Annotated in this window: 13 protein-coding genes; 8 read left to right on the plus strand and 5 right to left on the minus strand. The window is 40.7% G+C overall.

The features are described from left to right. Positions 1–297: a hypothetical protein gene (locus tag SJY39_RS00845; RefSeq protein WP_390240812.1), complete on the minus strand. Its 297-nt coding sequence runs from the start codon at positions 295–297 to the stop codon at positions 1–3. A gap of 61 nt (positions 298–358) precedes the next feature. Here SJY39_RS00845 and SJY39_RS00850 point away from each other — a divergent pair, with 61 nt between their 5' ends. From SJY39_RS00850 to SJY39_RS00860, 3 genes are read left to right on the plus strand one after another with little or no spacing between them, the layout of a single operon-like run. Continuing rightward, a complete protein-coding gene (locus SJY39_RS00850) occupies positions 359–808 on the plus strand; it encodes a hypothetical protein (RefSeq protein WP_390240813.1) in 450 nt (149 codons plus the stop codon). Beyond that, the gene (locus tag SJY39_RS00855; protein ID WP_390240815.1) at positions 805–1,911 is read left to right on the plus strand and encodes a hypothetical protein; all 1,107 of its coding nucleotides are present in this window, start codon (positions 805–807) and stop codon (positions 1,909–1,911) included. Before SJY39_RS00850 ends, SJY39_RS00855 begins: the two co-directional genes overlap by 4 nt. Then, the gene (locus SJY39_RS00860; protein ID WP_390240817.1) at positions 1,865–3,235 is read left to right on the plus strand and encodes a toprim domain-containing protein; all 1,371 of its coding nucleotides are present in this window, start codon (positions 1,865–1,867) and stop codon (positions 3,233–3,235) included. The genes SJY39_RS00855 and SJY39_RS00860 overlap by 47 nt, the downstream gene beginning before the upstream one ends. Before the next feature lie 3 nt (positions 3,236–3,238). Here the strand turns inward: SJY39_RS00860 and SJY39_RS00865 are convergent, their stop codons facing one another. Together SJY39_RS00865 and SJY39_RS00870 are read right to left on the minus strand one after the other, a co-directional pair. Beyond that, a complete protein-coding gene (locus SJY39_RS00865) occupies positions 3,239–4,507 on the minus strand; it encodes a hypothetical protein (RefSeq protein WP_390240819.1) in 1,269 nt (422 codons plus the stop codon). 157 nt (positions 4,508–4,664) lie between these two features. Beyond that, complete coding sequence (locus SJY39_RS00870) at positions 4,665–5,186, minus strand: hypothetical protein (protein ID WP_390240820.1); 522 nt, start codon at positions 5,184–5,186, stop codon at positions 4,665–4,667. A 60-nt stretch (positions 5,187–5,246) separates the two neighbouring features. On the opposite strand from SJY39_RS00870, the gene SJY39_RS00875 reads away from it, so the two are divergent. From SJY39_RS00875 to SJY39_RS00895, 5 genes are read left to right on the plus strand one after another with little or no spacing between them, the layout of a single operon-like run. Next, positions 5,247–5,828 carry a hypothetical protein gene (locus SJY39_RS00875; RefSeq protein ID WP_390240822.1) on the plus strand — a complete coding sequence of 194 codons (582 nt, stop codon included), beginning with the start codon at positions 5,247–5,249 and terminating at the stop codon, positions 5,826–5,828. After that, the gene (locus tag SJY39_RS00880; protein ID WP_390240824.1) at positions 5,809–6,828 is read left to right on the plus strand and encodes a hypothetical protein; all 1,020 of its coding nucleotides are present in this window, start codon (positions 5,809–5,811) and stop codon (positions 6,826–6,828) included. Before SJY39_RS00875 ends, SJY39_RS00880 begins: the two co-directional genes overlap by 20 nt. Continuing rightward, entirely contained in the window at positions 6,821–7,942 is a 1,122-nt protein-coding gene (locus tag SJY39_RS00885; RefSeq protein WP_390240826.1) for a hypothetical protein, read from the plus strand. Before SJY39_RS00880 ends, SJY39_RS00885 begins: the two co-directional genes overlap by 8 nt. A 15-nt stretch (positions 7,943–7,957) precedes the next feature. Further along, positions 7,958–9,322: a hypothetical protein gene (locus SJY39_RS00890; protein ID WP_390240828.1), complete on the plus strand. Its 1,365-nt coding sequence runs from the start codon at positions 7,958–7,960 to the stop codon at positions 9,320–9,322. A 14-nt stretch (positions 9,323–9,336) separates the two neighbouring features. Next, positions 9,337–15,780 carry a hypothetical protein gene (locus SJY39_RS00895; protein ID WP_390240830.1) on the plus strand — a complete coding sequence of 2,148 codons (6,444 nt, stop codon included), beginning with the start codon at positions 9,337–9,339 and terminating at the stop codon, positions 15,778–15,780. Positions 15,781–15,823: 43 nt separating this feature from the next. Here SJY39_RS00895 and SJY39_RS00900 read toward each other — a convergent pair whose 3' ends face one another. Both SJY39_RS00900 and SJY39_RS00905 read right to left on the minus strand, forming a co-directional pair. Continuing rightward, positions 15,824–17,842, minus strand: a complete 2,019-nt coding sequence (locus SJY39_RS00900) for a hypothetical protein (RefSeq protein WP_390240832.1) — start codon at positions 17,840–17,842, stop codon at positions 15,824–15,826. A 427-nt stretch (positions 17,843–18,269) separates the two neighbouring features. Then, positions 18,270–19,340 carry a hypothetical protein gene (locus tag SJY39_RS00905; RefSeq protein WP_390240834.1) on the minus strand — a complete coding sequence of 357 codons (1,071 nt, stop codon included), beginning with the start codon at positions 19,338–19,340 and terminating at the stop codon, positions 18,270–18,272. Between the last annotated feature and the right edge of the window lie 89 nt (positions 19,341–19,429).

Raw genomic sequence — 19,429 nt, forward strand, 5'->3', positions numbered from 1 at the left:
TTAATACCCTTGCATGTCCATGCTCGTTTCTTGAGTAGGTACGTTTGATTCCAATGAGTCCATTGTCTCTTCGAGTTGCACCGCCACCTCACCAACAGTAAACACAGGTTCGTAATTGTTGATTAATGCCGTCATTAAGTCGGTTTGTATTGACTGCGCATGAAAGAGATTAAGGTCAGTGAAAAATTCATCAAGGCTCATTACGGACTCTGGATTTCTTCTACTGTTAGACATTGCAAGCGTGTCATTCATGTCTGTTTGCAAGGATCTATTTAATAAAGATTCAGTAAATTCCATTGAACTAACCCTTTTAAAATACTATCGTATCCATATTATAAATAAACTACGGCAATAGCAAATGGATAAGACGGGATTTAATGAGTTCAGGGATAGCCATATCATGCAATTTAGCCCACAAGTCCGTGCTATGTGGAGCGATTTGGAAGCCAAAGAGTCTTGGACAATTGACGAATCTATTAGTGGTATTACAAAAATTTTCAATACCTTACCGTCAGTCTGCAAATACCCTCTAAGCGAAAAAACTGAACAAGCCCTTTCTGATCTAATTGGCTTAATTGCTTATTTACCATTTAAAGACAGTGTTTGCGCTTTGGCATGGTGCGGATTCAACAGTAACGAATGGGGTAACGCAATTTATTCGTTTGCGTATGAAGTGTATAGCTCGGCTTATGACAATATCGAGCTTCAACGTGATAACAGTGTGATTGCCGCCAAAACAATCGTTATGAGGATTGAAGCAGTTAACCAAATTGCAATTATTCAAACCATTACAGGGAGAGTTGTATGAGTTTACGACCGATCATAATTTCATCGATATTGGCATCAATTGTTGGGTTATCGAATACAGCGAATGCATCTGAGAATTGGAGTATTGAGCCATCAAATTCATGTAACTCAGTAACCGTAACACTGCCATCACCAACGCTTGATCTTAGTTGTAACCTAGATGACGATTCAGGCAACCCCTCATCATGGTTTAACCCAATGGCATCATGCTCAATGGACTTTGATTTGATAGGACTACCAAGTTTAGGTGATATAGCCGCTGGGTTAGTCGGCCAAGTATGTTCTGAAATTAAAAAAGTTAAAGAGAAAACCATTGATAAAGTCATTGATGACATTAATGACGCGATTCCTGACGATGCTTTTGAAGATATAAACATTGGTGGTGACTTAAATAAGCCGAACAATGGAACAGGAACAAGTGGCCAACCTAAGCCCCCTACAATTCCAGACTCTTCTACACCTGACACATCGACACCACCACAAGACGAAATGTGCTACACGCAAAACTCTCAAGGAAATTCAATCACAGTACCTTGTTCAATAGCCGATTTAGAAGCGAGTTCGCCAAACACATGCTATTTAAAAGACGGTAGTGTGTTCTCGAATAATTGGAGAGCGGTTGCCTGTGACAGACCAACTGTAGACTACGAAATTTGTGTCGATGGGTATAAACGTGTTGAAAGAAGCAATGAGATTCAACGATACCCTGACGGCATTCCAGTACCTACCACGTCATCTTGTAAAGGTTTATCCGCTAACAACAGAATTGATAACGCATGTTTCATTAAGTCTGGTTCAGGAATAAACATGAAAACAAGAGTAGTTGAATGTAGCCGTCTGCCGACACCAGAAACGCAATACAATCGACTGTGCCGTGTTACTGATACATCGACAGGTCATAGCTCTCAAAGTATCGGAGCTTGCATTGATGTTGAAGAAACTTGCTACGGACATATGGATGGAATCTTTAAAGCTGAACAATGCAGTGTCCACACCAATTACTACGAGGACACCAAAACTGAAAGTAGAGCAAGTCAGCAATCTGGAAGTTCTACTAATGACTCGAATTCGTCAAGTGATAACGAAGTTGAGTGGAGCTGGTAACGTGAACTATGTGATTGTAGAAAGTCGTCATATCGGCAGAATTTTGCAAGCACACCTAGACGAACTAGTTGCTAATACGCAAGTGTTGGCAACTAGTGGCCACTTATACGATTACAAATTCCATGAAAACAAGATCCATCTAGTTCCCATTCAAACTCAAGCTATTGATGCGATCTCTAAACTTAATGGCAAGAACATCATTGTTGCAACAGACCCTGATCCACAAGGAAATCTAATTGCTGAGCACATTAAGTCACTGACCCCTAACTCAGAACATCGACGCTGTATCTTTAGCGATCTTACCAAAAGCGGTGTTCTGGTCAGTTTAAATAGATTCAATAAAAGACAATTTGAATTTGATGAGAGAAATGCTCTTAAAGGCGCTCTTGTAAAGGTGGCCAACTTGCATTTGAGACATAATGGAAAGGGTAACTCTGGACACTATCAAACGACAACAGGAATAGAACTAGCTAAACAGTTCGCTAATATAGGTAGGGTTAACAATGTAACCAGTAGAACCTTTGAAAGAAATGGAGTTCATTATCGTTGCAATGTTCCTAGTAGTTTTGGTGAAGCTACCAATATGGGTAGACCAAGCCCAATAGTTACAAAGCAAATCATTGCTAATAAATCACTAGAGGGGCGTTCACTTAACGTTGCGGATCATTTACAGGACGCTTTCATTAATGGTCGCCTATCCTACACCCGTACAGATTTCTCTAAGCTTCCTGCATTTTCTGAAAAAATAATTAATGAATACACCACTAATGGTGATCAGATTGACATTGATCACCACCTCGAATTTAACGGCAATGCACCACACTACGCTATTCATAACTTAGCAGCCCCATTTTCGCCTTTAGAGAGAATGATACAAATCCACAATCAATCCTCTCTTGTGACAAAGTATAATGATACAAATATTGTAACGTTTGAAAATGGACACACCCTTATAGCATCAGCTAATGAGCATTGCCCTACTCGAACAACTTTACCACCAGCCAATGAGTGCGCGGTGTTGTTAAGCTTATCCTCAGACTCATCGCCAGCTATATTAGAGTCTTCTGGCGCTCGGTATGCAAAGCACTTCTATAATGGCAACCAACTAAATCAACCGATTATTAGTAATACGTTAAACATCGCTGAGAAGCATTTTCCCGCATTAACATCGCAAGGGTTAGACGCAACACTTGAAAAAGCTTTAGATAGCGGTGTGTCTCTTACAGACAGCCTTACACACCTTGAATTAGATAACCCCTCTAAAAACAAAAAAAGCCAAGAAATCAATAACGGACTTCTTGACTCTATAGAATTCAAAAACTAGTAACTAAAGCATATCCCATTTCGATAGGAGTGATCCGTATGGGATATAACCGCTAGCCACATCCCCCTTGTCTGAGATAATCAAAGGCGTTTCTTTACGTACAAGTACATCACCTAATACTTTGTAAATGTAGGTTTGCTTACGGCACTCATCCGTTACAGGGGCGTACCCTTGAAGCAATGTTGTTGAGAATTTTCTAGGGTTATTAGTCAATTCATCCATTGCTCGAACCCGACCCTCAGCGTTTTGGCAAGTTAAGATATCCATATTTTGAGAAAAAATTGTTCCACTTCCATCCTCCGCACGATAAGAATATCTTCCATACGGGAACACACGTACAGTTACACCATTCTCTAAATACTTCGGTATTTCGTTGTGAGCTCTTTTACAAAATGGGCAAGTATAATCAGAGACAATAGTAATGCTGCGTTTAGAATTGGGAGCTTCATAAACAACCAATGACTCATCAGGAATTACCGAGATGTGCTTACCAGCCATGAGGATGCCACATGCCTTTTTAACATCGTTGTTTTTAGATTCAGCTACAGGCATTGCATTGAACATATGATACATTTCAACAAATGACTCAGCTTCCATTACCAAGTTGAAACACTCTGATTTGAACTGACTAGAAAAGAGGTTTAGGTTCTTTGCTTGTTCAACCAAATTCGGTGCTAAAGGCTTATCCTCGCCTATTGAAATCGGCATGGTTGTGATGTTGTAGGGTGCTGGTGGTGATATCACCTTACTCGAAATTTCAACCTGTTTTGATTCCCTCACATTTCCAGTCACCTGCGTACTTGAAGCCACTGCATTGATTTTGCCCGTATTGACAACGGTAGATTCATTTTTGACTAAATCTTCTCTTTTATGGTTTTTCGTACCAACGAAAGAAACCTTGTCAGATTTAGCCACCCCATCACTTTCGATGAATGATGATGTACTAGGCAAAACTGAATTTGTCACAGCATTCGTCATGCTACTTAAATTTGAAAGCTCAGCCTGAATAATATTTGAGACGACAACTTTTTTATCGATATCTAGCAGTTGACCATTGAGCAAATATGTACCCGTACTGTCTACATAAAAACTCTTTGAATCAATGACAGCTAAGTACAAGTTCGAATTGCTGATTTTTTTTAGAAAAACGTGTTCACCAAACTCTTTTTGAAGCTTCCGTGTAATGGATAACTCATTAAAAACAGGTTCTACTTTCAGTTGTTGCTCATTTGCATCCGTCGAGTTGTCGAGATAAGTAAACCCTGCTTCCATTTGATGCACTAGCGCTTGATCTGTCGCGCTTAGAGGATTGCTAACCAATGTTGAATAATTGTGGCCAATATAGAGCCCAACAGAGAGAAGCAACGCCCCCTTAAGATAAGAGGTCAACTTGCTTGGCTTATGGATACCTTTATTGCTAGGCATTTCGCTATGATCCATTTAATAGATCCTCCGATAATTTTTTAGAAATAGAGATGGTCTGCCCCTCCCCCTCTAGCGCGACTAGATTGGAATCCATATGAACTAAGTGGAGGACTACTGAGCCTTTGATGGTTTTAATGTTGGATGGTCTAACAGGTATGCGTAGTTGTAATTCTGCTGATGACAAATGCAATTTATCTTCGAAGCCCGTAGCTGTTCGTATTTTGTTTACACTCTCTTCATCTACCTGATAGTAAAGATTCAGATAATTGAAATCGGTAGAAAAAGTTTGAAAATTTAGACCTGAGAGTAAGTCCCATAAGCAATCAGGGATACCAACAAAAACTTGATTGTTTTCCACAGTAAAACCAAAAAAGCCTGAAAGGTTCGGTGATAAGGTGAATGTTCGGCTTGATAAGGTAATGTCCTTTTGAAGTGCGACATAAAGAGAAATATCAGGCCGTGTACACAACTGGGCGTATACAGCTGGTTTATAGAGGGGGGTCAAAGACGGTGCTATATTTGTCATTTGTTTTATAATTCACATACGCTATAATTTATTAAATTAAATTACGTGTAAGATTGCAAAATGTCAAAGTTAAATAACATCATTACTGGATATATTGACACGATTTGCTTAGATTTCAGTGTTCCAAGAAATACACTTAAGTATTCAGGCTTATCTACTGAACAAGCTCTCTCATCTGGGTATTTACTGGCTGACATTGTGTTTCAAATGCAGCATCTAGCACTGGCATTTAATTCGTACATTTCCAGCATTGTAGTCGTAGACATACACGACCAGATCACCCCAGAGCTATACGATATCTACGATGAGGCAACAGCAAGTCACGAACAAAAGAAAGTGATCGAAGATTACTATCAACTTAACCACCCAAGATTAACCCCAGCAACAGATCAGTTGATGAACTTCTTACTCTATGCAGCTACAAGAAGTGCCTTGTTCAATTGGAAAGAACAATCACATACACGCTTAGCCTTTGGAACAATGTTAGTGAAGCTCGATGAGGACGTTGTTGTTGTCGACATTGTCAAAGCTTCCATGAGAACCCTACAAAACCCAAATCGTTTACTTCATATCAATATCGGGCATCAAATTCCTGATCTTGACCAACAAGAGCCGAGTATCAATGTTGAAACCGAAGTTTAAGAATACGCTACTCGGCCTCGCGGTAATCGGTGTGCTGAGTTTTACTTTTCCAGTTAAAGCATTCTACTCACCGATCTGGTTCATTAATGATCCAATGAGAGACGGTAACTGGTGGTTAAAACAGGCGAAAGAGGCAATCTTACACGCAGAAAGATTAATGGAGCGCGGAATGCAAATTGCCCAAGACCACTATCTATCTATGGAAGATGTCTTGCTTGGTGATGCTCGTACTTCAACAATTATTCAGGGTAAGACAACGGCTATTTCTGAAACCAAAAATAGATACTCAGAAGACAGGTACACCATGGATAACGCGAAAAAACTTATCTGTGGAGCAATCAACAAAGCCAAAGAACAAAGCGCTTCATATCAGTGCGACAACATCCTTGAGAGAGCATCATCAACCTACTCACTTATATCGTTCGCACTTGGTGGTACTTTTCCAGTAGACAACTCTTTTAATAACTATGTTATCCAAAATAGTTCTATGTCTAGCCAACCAAACAGTGACAGACAGTACATAGAGACAATGGCAAAGCAAATCGAGTCATCGAGCACAATACTAAGCGCATATTCCATTATTACCCCCGAAGAATACGACTCAACGATGGTTTCCGTTGATAGCATTTTCGGTATGGGAGCTAACACCAAGAGTGCGTCAGAGATCATTCAATACAAACTTCCAAACGGTGCTCATGAAGTTGACCGACTTAGAAAGTCCCTGCTTTACCGTTCGTACATTGAGGACTCATTATCCCGACGAACTGTTAAAGGTGATCTGGCAATTGATGGTGCTGTAATTGACGACGGTTCGATGGAGGCGCATGTCAAGCGAATCGAGACACTTAACAAGGCCACAATGTCGACTATGGCAGAGAGACATCAAGCAATTTTTACTGCGAAGCAGCTTAATTCCAGCATGGTTAGTTTGAAAAAAAACATCAACCATTTGAGCATTAACGCACTGAAACTTAAAGAACTAAGGAATGGTCATGAGTAATAAAAACATCGATACAACAAAGGGATTCCATCAAGTTCTGAGTGTTTCAGGCGAAGATGCCAGTACCGTCATGAAATCAATCATGAACGAACAATCGAAAATGAATGATTTCCAGACACAGCTTCAATCTTTGATTAGCGATGGTAGTCATTCTATCGAACCCAACATTAAAGTTGTTGACCATACAACAGGGCTCGCCTCAACATATTGCCGTTTGGTCGAAGAACAAAAACAAGACAACATCACTAGTCATGATTTTTCTGAAAAACAGAGCCGTGCTTTTACTAATGAGCATTCTAATATATCGGCCAAAGTAAACGGTACACCGACCAAGTTAGTCGAAGTTGAAATTAGTGAATTTGAGAAAAACATTTCAACCGAAAGAGAGCGTTTGCAAGAACTTGAGAATCAGTTCTTAAATATACAAAACGCTCTTATTCAATCACTTCAAAATAAAAGCCCTGAACAAAAAAAACCAGAAACGCCTAAGAAACCTGAAAACACAAGCCCTCAAGGTCAAACGACACAGCCTAATAGTGAAGAGAAAACTACAGACCAAAGAACCATCGCTGGTACTGCAACTGCTGGCCATGCCCTTGTTAGTGGTATCACCTCATTTCTTTCAAGAAAGAAAGAGCCCAAATCAGTAACCAAGCCACTAACAAGTCCAGTAAATGTATGGATGAACCCAACAAGTACCCCTCTTACAATCCCTGAGCAATGCCAAAAGATTAATCAAACGATTAATAACATTGCAGATTCAAATGTCTGTAACAGTAAAGGGGTCGCTGACGAACTCTTTAAAACACTTTCTAAAGATCTCATTTCCTTAAACCAATCCATGTCGAAAGAAAGTAGGTCTTTCTTTGCTAAGTCAAAAAATAACACTCCGAAAGGTGAATCGTTACTAAAAGACATGGGGCATGTTGATGAAATGCTATCGAATTTAGGTAATAAAACGCCCGAACTAAATGGAGTTATGGATAAGTTTGGCGTGAAGATTGACATGAAATCAATCAAGGAAAGTATGTCTACGATGGTCGACCAAATGAAAGACATTTTGAACAATGTAATGAAAAAGACGACTAGCACTTCAATGGAAATGAACACTTAGAAAAGGAACGTCGAGATGGGTTCTCAACTAAAAGAACAAACATGTGCTTACGCTACTGTATTTAACGGTGCTCCGTCATTTGATTGGCCTATGCTTTGCTATTCAAGATTTTCATTGTTACCTATAGCTGAAATATTAGCTCGTAAAAATTGCCCCCTGCCTAATGGTACTTCTGAAAATATCACTTGTGACGAAGTATACGAATTGGACTTTATTCGGCATGAAACACGGATGGCGGCCTACTGTTTACATAAAGGTATCCCATACATAGACGACACACTTGGATTGACGGTGCATGCAGCACTAGAAACCAATCCTGAATTAATCGAATACTGCACTGAGTTCGGGATTAGCCTGTACACCATAAAATCCGAGTTGATTATTGCTGTCACTAACAAAAATGAACTTAACGAACTTAACGACGCGCTTAATAACAGTGTTGATAACCTTACTGCATCACCCTTAAAGGAAACCTTAGAAAGCCTTACTACGTCATTCTATTTGATTGGTGCAAGTGTCGAACATACAAAGACAAATCTCGCCAATATTCATACTCAAAATGCCGACCCGTCACTAGTGCTTGAAGATATTTTCGCACCACTACTACCAATTTTTGAGTACACAAAAAGTGTAAATGCGTCTTTCATTCGTTTTGAACTAGACCCAAAAAACAACCAAATAAGATCTATTCAAGCGTTTGAGCATGAACGAGCATATTGCGAAACATCGATTAACCCTAAACAATCGCCAAAATTGGCATTTGCACTGAAGCAACTTGATAACAGATTTAAAGCAGTTTCTAGTTCTAACGATACATGTCATTTTTTGAACATTTTTATCCCTAACAAGACTGATGTGACTCATTGCCGAACCAAAAGCAATATTAGAAATGATGGCGTGAAAATTATATTTCTAGAGGTCATAAAGTCACAGTCTGATGTCATTGTGTCACCCGTTAAGACACCAATATCAGGCGAAATGAACAATATTCGTGAAGAAGTTGAAAAGGCTATCAGTGAAAACAGATCTCTAATCCTATCTGTACCTAAGAATAGATGTATGAGATTCATCAGTGACATCTTACTTGCTCACTTCATTAAGATCTTCCAACAAGGTCAGCACTGCTTAGTAATCAACCACAGTTACTTTCGCTACACGGGTAATCGATTAATAAATCTGGATGAGAAAGAGATAACAGACGAAGAATTTATGCAGAACCAATTTGCTAGTGCTGTTTTGTATGGAGCTATCAATACCCAAGAACATTTAAAAAACATTAGTCAAGCCATCAATAATTTACAGACGATTGTGGGCGTTACTCATGCATCAATAAACCAACTTCCCTCGCACCTACAAGAGCATGCCATTACCATTGTTTAGATAAGGAAATTCAAATGATTACGGAAAACTCACAACACCCAACCATAGATCTTTTGACGCCAGTTCTGACAGGTACTGGTCAAATGCTACATATGCCGTCGCAGTTCGACTCGGAGAGCACTGTAAAATTGCCATATATTGGCGAAAAAACTAAATACCGAGGTCAGTATAAAGAGAACTTTGCTCTTACCGCTCAACAGTTGGGCGACCGTTTACACAAGCTAAATCGTCCACCACAGATAGACCTTATTCGAAATATAAGTGTTTCAGCTATCAGATACGCTAGTGCTGCCGTAATCCCACCCCAGCATCCTTTCAACACATCAATGACAAGACTACATCAGTCGATGGTTTCTATTGGGAAGTCCAAAGATTCGAGAGAAGTAAAAAATCAAAAAATCAATGAGGTACATAAGAAAATCAACAGCATGTGGCGCGAGCGATTTGATCCAAATAATCCTGAGTTTGATTACAAAGCCACTATTGAATTTGCCGACACCCTAATTTCTAAGTGTGTTGATGAACTTCAATCGATGGATCAATTAGGTACTAGGTCAAAAGCCGATGCAATTAGGCTTGGTAGAAGCTACAGAGCTAGCCTTGAAAAAGGCATTATGTTTAGTAAAGAAAATCCAATTGCTAATCAGCAAGAATTCACTTCCGAGTACATGTATAGCGATGATTCTCGCCTTGCGTTTTTGCAACAAAAATTTGGTACTACTGATCCTAAAGAATACCTAAAGATGTTGATTGAAATGAACATTGGTCATCTGGACGGATACGCCAAGGCAGCAAACATTGATGCGGTCGAAATGCTAAAACTAATCGACATCACACCCGACAATCAAGATGCGGAGCGCCTAAAAACAAATGTTGCCAAAAAAGCGACGTATAACAGTAAGAAACCAATTCGCGGTGCTTTCAGTGCTTACATGAAAGAAGATGAGCAAAGTCGTGTTCAACATTCTGTTCTTGTAAATATTCATAAGTTCTCTGGAAATGAAACTTCTGTTGATTCGATATGGTTCAACCCGATGTTTCAAGACCCTACTAATTTTCAATCACAAAATGAGTACGTTCAGTTTCTTAAAGACGGTAGCGTGCCTAGCATCCTCTTCAACGAAGAAGCTCTTGCCAGTTTCAGAGAAAGGGAAATTGAACGAGCAGAGTACTTGGCAAAAACAGAGGAAGAAATCAGGCAGCAAAACGTCATTGATCTTGAAAATGCCAAGTCCGAATACTTATCTGCCGAGGAAATTACAGATGTTGACCAACTAAACGGCTCATATTGGGACAAAAAAGGTCTAAAAGAAGAAGCGTTTGAACATCTAACAGGCATGAGAATATCCAAAAACAAAACCGTGTTCATGCCTCTTGATGACAGCCTTACCGAAGACAGAAATCTTGATGTTTCACAGGGGTTTCAAAAAATACTTCCTGAAAAAATTGAGATCGATGATTTAGGGCAATCCAAAAAATATTTAGACAAGCTCTTTAGTGGCCTTGGTGATGGCCATAAAAAGTTCGCGTTCTACGCTATTGGTGATCCATCAACGGCAAGTGTAATCCTAACAAATGAGGGGATTGCAAATGGTTTGATTTCTTATCACTCAATGAAAGAGCGATCTATCGATGCAGCTGTTATCTGTGCTCTAGACGTAGGAAACATCAACCATGTAATTAGACAAATAATTAAGAAACACCCAACGACACCTATTATTAATGTTGCTGATAATGATATGTACAACAGCAAACAACAAGAGCGAGACTACCCCGCAATTGAATACACAGATCTCTCTACAAATAAAGTCGTTAAGCTAGAGAATGCAGGGAAAAAAATCGCGGTTAAATTCGAATCTGCCATTGATTTACCCTCTGTTATGGTAGATTTCAGCAATGTTTATGGAACGGATTTTTCTAAAGCGCAAAGAGAGAATAAATACTCTGACATAGATGACCTCAAAGCGGCATTAAAATCGAATTTCATTGAACAAGGTGATTCAGAGCAAGACGCTACTCAGAAAGCTAGCAAGCTATCAGGAGATTATTTAGAAGATATTGTCACTACTGCTCTACGTACAAAAGTGTCTCCAAAGTGGAGCGTGGACACTCAACATGATTACCGCTGGATACCTAGTGATGTAAAACTAGGTCGTACTGATTTTAAAGATTTTCATGATATTAAACAGCCGCTTTTAAACTCATACGATTTTTTCAAAAAACACAATTCAACAAGTATCGATTATCAATCATATGCACAGGTAATAAAAACAGGCCGTGAAATGAATATCTCATTTTCAGATAAACCTCAAAGAGCTGTTGAGAGCCCAGTCCAAAAATCGAGTCAAAAAGTAACAAATGAAACAAATGAAATACCTACTAGAGATTCTGTAAATATTGACTCAATTGCTCCTGTTGACCGTCATGAAACATCAATTCCAACTCAATCATTCCGTTCAATTGTCGATGTGCAGACAGAAATAGAACACCTAGAATCAAAAATTGAAAGATTAAGTAGCAGTACCTCAGATAAAGCAATGATTCGAGTTGATAACTATCTGACTCTTATGGAGTCACTTTCAAACGAACTTGTAGAGTTGACGAAACAAGTCGATACCCTGCCGAATATTGAACCTATTGAAACTGACGTAAAATCAGAAACTAAAACAGAGAAGCCTATCACGGATACTGAGAAGCCAGCCGCTGAACCAGTAGCGGAGTCGCCTGTCGCGGATACCGAGCAGCCAACCGCTGAACCCGTAGCGGAGTCGCCTGTCGCAGATACCGAGCAGCCAGCCTCTGAACCCGTAGCAGAGCCTCCTGTCGCAGATGCCGATCAACCAGCTGCTGAACCCGTAGCGGATTCGCCTGTCGCAGATACCGAGCAGCCAGCCGCTGAACCCGTAGCGGAGTCGCCTGTCGCGGATACCGAGCAGTCAACCGCTGAACCAGTAGCGGAGACACCTGTCGCGGATACCGAGCAGACAGCCCCTGAGCCCCAATCTGAGCAGCCTATAGCGGATTCAGACCAGCAAACGTCTGCCCAAGAAACAAATCTTTCCACTCAGGAAGATGACAAGTCAACAATTCTTGATTCAAAAGAGCTTGGTGAAGCTATGGCCACAGCATTTAACACACCAAGAGTATTTAGTTCAATGGAGCGGAATCTAAACGAATTCATCTCACTTGATATCGGAAAAATGAGTAAGGAAGACAGACAGGTTTATAGAGATTGGATTGTTGATATCAACTCAAGTTTAAAGGTCATTAAGGAGCAGAAAGATATTTCTCCTCTTGATGAGCAAAAAACTGAACTACTTAGAAACATTGACGTTCAAAGAACAAATGAATTTAATGCCGCTATAAGTATTTTTGAACAAGAAAGTCTTACTAACTTTAAAGAAATTAAGGATTCGTACTCAGTTCAGGACAATCAAACTAAGGGTTATACAGTTGCCGATCTTGGAGACATTAACGTTAATTTAGAACAGATTAACAAAACGTTTTCACAATTAGCATTAGAAACCGGTAACGCCAAAATTGATGCGAAAGCGGAACAAACACCTGACATTACTATAAACGAATTGCCGATATCTGAAACCGAGCAGTCAGCCGCTGAACCCGTAACTGAATCACCTGTCGCAGATGCCGAGCAACCAGCCTCTGAACCTGTAACTGAGTCACCTGTCGCGGAAACCGAGCAGTCAGCCGCTGAACCCGTAGCTGAGTCGCCTGTCGCGGAAACCGAGCAGTCAGCCGCTAAACCCGTAGCTGAATCGCCTGTCGCAGATGTCGATCAACCAGCCGCTGAACCCGTAGCTGAATCGCCTGTCGCGGATACCGAGCAGTCAGCCGCTGAACCCGTAGCGGAGTCGTCTGTCGCAGAAACCGAGCTGTCAGCCGCTGAACCTCAGAACGAATCGCCTGTCGCGGATACCGAGCAACCAGCCGCTGAACCCGTAGCGGAGTCGTCTGTCGCAGAAACCGAGCTGTCAGCCGCTGAACCTCAGAACGAATCGCCTGTCGCGGATACCGAGCAACCAGCCTCTGAACCCGTAACTGAGTCACCTGTCGCGGAAACCGAGCAGCCAGCCGCTGAACCCGTAACTGAGTCACCTGTCGCGGAAACCGAGCAGTCAACCGCTGAACCTGTAGCGGAGTCTCCTGTCGCGGATACCGAGCAGCCAGCCGCTGAACCTGTAGCGGAGTCGCCTGTCGCGGAAACCGAGCAGCCAGCCGCTGAACCCGTAGCGGAGTCGCCTGTCGCAGAAACCGAGCTGTCAGCCGCTGAACCTCAGAACGAATCGCCTGTCGCGGATACCGAGCAACCAGCCTCTGAACCCGTAACTGAGTCACCTGTCGCGGAAACCGAGCAACCAGCGTCTGAACCCGTAACTGAGTCACCTGTCGCGGAAACCGAGCAGTCAGCCGCTAAACCCGTAGCTGAATCGCCTGTCGCGGATACCGAGCTGTCAGCCGCTGAACCCGTAGCTGAATCGCCTGTCGCGGATACCGAGCAACCAGCCGCTGAACCCGTAGCGGAGTCGCCTGTCGCAGAAACCGAGCTGTCAGCCGCTGAACCTCAGAACGAATCGCCTGTCGCGGAAACCGAGCAACCAGCCTCTGAACCCGTAACTGAGTCACCTGTCGCGGAAACCGAGCAGTCAGCCGCTGAACCTGTAGCGGAGTCGCCTGTCGCGGAAACCGAGCAGCCAGCCGCTGAACCCGTAGCGGAGTCGCCTGTCGCAGAAACCGAGCTGTCAGCCGCTGAACCTCAGAACGAATCGCCTGTCGCGGATACCGAGCAACCAGCCTCTGAACCCGTAACTGAGTCGCCTGTCGCGGATACCGAGCAACCAGCCTCTGAACCCGTAACTGAGTCACCTGTCGCGGAAACCGAGCAGTCAGCCGCTGAACCCGTAGCGGAGTCGCCTGTCGCGGAAACCGAGCAGCCAGCCGCTGAACCTGTAGCGGAGTCGCCTGTCGCGGAAACCGAGCAGCCAGCCGCTGAACCTCAGAACGAATCGCCTGTCGCGGATACCGAGCAACCAGCCTCTGAACCCGTAACTGAGTCGCCTGTCGCGGATACCGAGCAACCAGCCTCTGAACCCGTAACTGAGTCACCTGTCGCGGAAACCGAGCAGTCAGCCGCTGAACCCGTAGCGGAGTCGCCTGTCGCGGAAACCGAGCAGCCAGCCGCTGAACCTGTAGCGGAGTCGCCTGTCGCGGAAACCGAGCAGCCAGCCGCTGAACCCGTAGCGGAGTCGCCTGTCGCGGATACCGAATCAAAATCAACTAACTCTGAGAAGAGTAAGATTCAATTTAACGATCTGTCTCAAGAGTCAGTTGAAACAAATGGAACTAAGAGTGGATTTTCTATTCACAATGATTGGAACAATAAAGTTGAGATAGCAGTTGCTGGTACAACATTCGAACCAACAAACACATTAAGTACTTTCCACCAAGGACAGATTATAAAAGCAACCGAGCTACGTGCAGAACTTCAAGGTATACGCAAAAAAGTTGATGAAGTTAAGAACAAAGTTGATGTTATGGATAGCGTCTTAGCAAATAGGTCTATCGGGCAACCTGAAACAGCGAAAGTACCTCAAAGAACACCGAGTGAATTAAATTCAATCGTCAATCCAACACAACCAAACCCAAATGTTCAAACTCCACAAGAGCGCCCTGTAAGTAATGTTAGCAACGAGCCACTAGAAACAAGTCAAACTCAAAAAACAGAGGCTGATGGCCAAGAAACAAAGGTTGCAGATAGCCCAGTGAATAAACAGGTCACTCAAGATCAGACCACGCCTCAGAGAGAAGACCAACAAGTTACTGACTCGAATGAACCGAAAGCTAAATCTGCTTATGACCTTGCTAATGATTTGTATAAATCACTCAAAGAAAAATACGGTGACGATATGCATAACTACAGTTACAAGCAATGGAAGCATGAAGATCGCAGACTCTTACAATCAGCGATTGCACAATCCCTCGCTGAGAACGGTGAGCCTCTATTTACTAATCCTGCCAAAATGGAAGTAGCAGTAAACAACGTTGCAAATGTTGCCTCTATAACATCTGGCGCGAGAATTTCTGGAACGATCGCAGTAGGTTTGCAACGCTTAAAAGCCGATATGTCTAAGGCTGCGGTACAGAAGTACATCTTTGGTACTTTGATTAACGAAAAGCCACATCCAATGCTAGAGGCATCTACACAGCATGCTTTAGGCAACCTTGATTTAGAGGGGTTACTTGATGTTGCAGAGAGAGAGTTACCAGAAAAGTCTTTCGCTGAAACATTTAAAGAAGATATTGCTTATGTGAATTCTCTAAACAATCAGACAAACATTAATAATGAAGAACACAATAGCGAATATAGACCTGATGATTATGAAGCTTATACGAGGATGCATGCGAATCAAGAACATGAGTCAGTAGAACCAAGCGTATAATACTAGAGAGAAATGAAAAAGGGCTACCTAAGTAGCCCTTTTTTTATTCAGAAAATAAAACGTTAAATGGATGATAGGTATACATGTTATAAAGCGTCCTGTAGATAACGCTACCGTCCTTTGTTGTCGTTAATGACAAAGAGTTCAGATAATCTTCTATATAAGCCATAAGTTCCTCTCTATTCGCCTTACGCCCCTTACTTAGAATATAGTCATGAATTATCTTGGAACATTCAAACTCTTTTGTTTTTATACGAAGAGATTTCCTTTTAGCGTAAAGTTCCAATAGCTCATTATCTAATTCCTCTAACGAGGTAGAAAGCTCAGAACTAAGTACACACTCAATCACCTCATTGTTTCTATCAATTCGGTGCTGCCATTGAGAAATGCGATTACCTGTATTTTCAATTGCAGTGATTCGAGAGTCTTCATCAGTTTGGTCAGAGTTACTTTCAATATATGCTAAACGCTTTTTTTGAGAGATTAAATTCTTAGTAGATGTTTCGATATCAGTTCTTAATAAGTTTAGTGCGCTCTTAGGTCTAGAATGAGTCATCCACTCTGTAAAATCTTTTATGTAATCTTCATTGTAATAAAGGTCTAATGCATTAAGCCTCTTAACTTTAGAACCTTTTTTGGGTTTCCATGCATCATTGAAAGCCTCTTCATATACTGAAAAGTTACTTAACCCTAAGTTTTCTAGTTCATCTTTAGCTGAAAGCTTATACGTAATTTCATCAGTAACAATATCGAGATCTGGTTGAATAAACTCACCTGACCTATTTTCTTGAAAAATGACATTGTCATCGTCCACTGAAAATTCATCACCTATAGAATTAAAGAAACCATTTGGTTCATTTATCACTCGTTCAAAAGAGTCTTTCATGAATTCAACGTAAAACTTAATACACCCATCAAGTGAGTATTCATGGCCAACATTGCTAGCTAGATATGATAGGAAAACATCATACCAATAAGACTCTCTATCAAAATAATCCGTATCCTTAAAATCATCTTTGATTGAAATTACAGACTCGCCATTAATATCTTTAATTGTAAGAACATCAGACAATGCAATTACAGACACTAGAATTTCTTTAGAAACAATACTGACATCAAAATCTTTAGAAATATCATCTAATGAAAATTTCTTCTTAGACAGTCTTTTTCTTGATTTAGAACTGAATGTTTTGTATTCGAAAAGTTGAATGAAAAATGGCAGTAATTTAGACAAAGGCAATGGGCTAGTTTTTTTAACTAGTAATGACAATAGCTTTATGAATTCAGAATCATCAACCTTACCAGCCACAACTATTTTATCAGATAAGTATTCATATTCTGCTCTAGATGACAAAATTGATGACAACATAGCAGGGGTGAACTTATTAACCTTTTTTTGCATCAAAGGCATTTCAGCACAAAGTAAACTTGGTACAACAAAACCAAATTGAATATTCATACCACGAACAGCTCTTATCACTTTAGCAAAATGACTCTTTAATGAGTAAGAAGAAAATTGTTCATTCGTAATTATAAAAACACTAGGTTTACTATTTCTTTTGTGTCGTGTTGTAGAGGTATCAGAAATTGCATCATACAAACTGATTGGAGATTTACTGATGCTTTTTTTAGTTACCTTTTCTAGAAGATACACTATTCCATCTGCTGAAATAGGCATCTCAATAACATTAGTGTTAACCAAAAACATATTACATTGTTCTTGGGTAAGCGGAAGCATCTTAAACAAGTCTAATAGATTTTTCTCATCACTTTCGCATAAACCCAAATCGATATGATTAATATATTCCTTGTATGTCTTCTGCATCATCATTGTAGATAATGTAAAAGTGTCAACCATATGAGTAGGGCATGGGTAATATTGGGTGGGGATATTTTCAATCAACTCTGGATAAGTAAGGCAGTTTGAATTGAAAAGACCCGATTTTAGTATTGTTGCATACACACCAAATTGAACACGCTGAAAGGTTGCATTTGGAGAAACGATTTCAGATTTAAAGATTTTTTGGCTATTTGAATGAACTAAGTCTAATGGACTAATCACAATGATATCTCGCTCAGATTTAACTAGTCTAATTATAACACAGATTCGATTAGTAAATGAACGGCTTTAAAGATTCTTAAGAAATGTTTAATGAAGATTAAAAGAATGAAACTGAGGGCTATTTTGGCTAAAGCTCTACTTCTATTAGAACAATTATAAATATTTAATAATTATTTTATAAATCACTATTAGATTAATTTATAAATGGAATTTATCATACTTTTAACAAGATTGCAAACTTTTGTATTAAAACCGTGAGTCGAGTTTTTATACGAAATATGTCTTATTAGATAAAAAAAGAAGTTTGTCTTATTTGATAAAAAAACGAGGTCAAATACTTTAATTCAAATCTGACGTGTTTTTTAAAAAAACAACAGGCACAAAAAAGCCCCCACCTATTGGTGAGGGCTTATTGAGATATTGGTTATTATGACAGGTTAGCAGCCTGTTGAATTACCTTGTTGTTGTGTTCGTCAATTGCTGAAATCTCAGCTGACAGCTTAACAACTTTTCCTTGTAAAGCCTCTGGAAGCTCCACAACACCGCTTTCATTCATACGTTTAGCGATTTGGGTAATTAGTACTTCAAGTTCCTTAACTTTGCTCTCAGTTAATTTGCGAGTTTTTAAACCAGACTCAACAGCGTGATTTTTAGCAGCTAGTCGAGTGGTATTCTCAGTTGTCACAACATCACCAGTAATAACCTCTGATTGCTCCTGAGTGGTCGTCTCTGCGTTATTATCATCAGCAGGAACAGTAACGCCATTCTTAAGGTTAATCTCAGCCTTAGCCCATTCAGTAGCTTTTTCAGCTCCGTGTTTATTAATGAATGTACGCGCCTTGGTTGCGCTAATTGCGCCAGTCTCAACCAAGTTCAGTAATTCATTGTCACCGTCCAGTAGCTTAACAGTATTACAGATTACTGACTTGCTGTTACCTGTTTGAGCAACAATTTCAGCCAGATCCATACCATCATCTAATAGACCTTTGAAGAAACGAGCATTTTCAATTACTGACGGTTTCTTGCCTTGGTTATGGTTAAACGCCATGATTTTCGCTTCATTAGCATTTTTTGGAAAAACAGCCTCGGCATTATAAATCGCGTCTGTTTTAAATGGCTTAAGCATTTCTTTAGTAAATTCAACTTCACCGTATTGAATAGTACCTTTAAGCTCACAGTTGTTATTTAGTTCTGTTAGAACTTGAATTGCTTTGCGTGTGTGGTGTCCACCAATAACACCGTAACGAGTGCCGTTATCAGTTTCGTGCGGTTGCACAATAAATGGCGCTGGGCGAGAACCGTTAGCGAATGCAATAACAAGTTGCTCAATATGTTTCGGGTCTTCTGCGCGGTAGTTGAAGCCCTCAATAACAAACATAGCAGCTAGAGAAAGGCGAAGACCATCAGGACGTGAACACGCGATGCCTTGCGCTTTTAATTCAGAGCTGATTTCTTTAACGTTTGCTTTAGTCATTGGAGTGATGTTTTGAGTATTCATAATGTGTTTCCTTAAATTAAGATGCTTTGTTTAACTGACAGTGTCATTATAGCGCGGTTTCTTCGATTTAAGCAACAATTTCCGTCCTT

Source organism: Vibrio sp. R78045 (assembly GCF_042466085.1).
Lineage (GTDB): Bacteria > Pseudomonadota > Gammaproteobacteria > Enterobacterales > Vibrionaceae > Vibrio > Vibrio cyclitrophicus.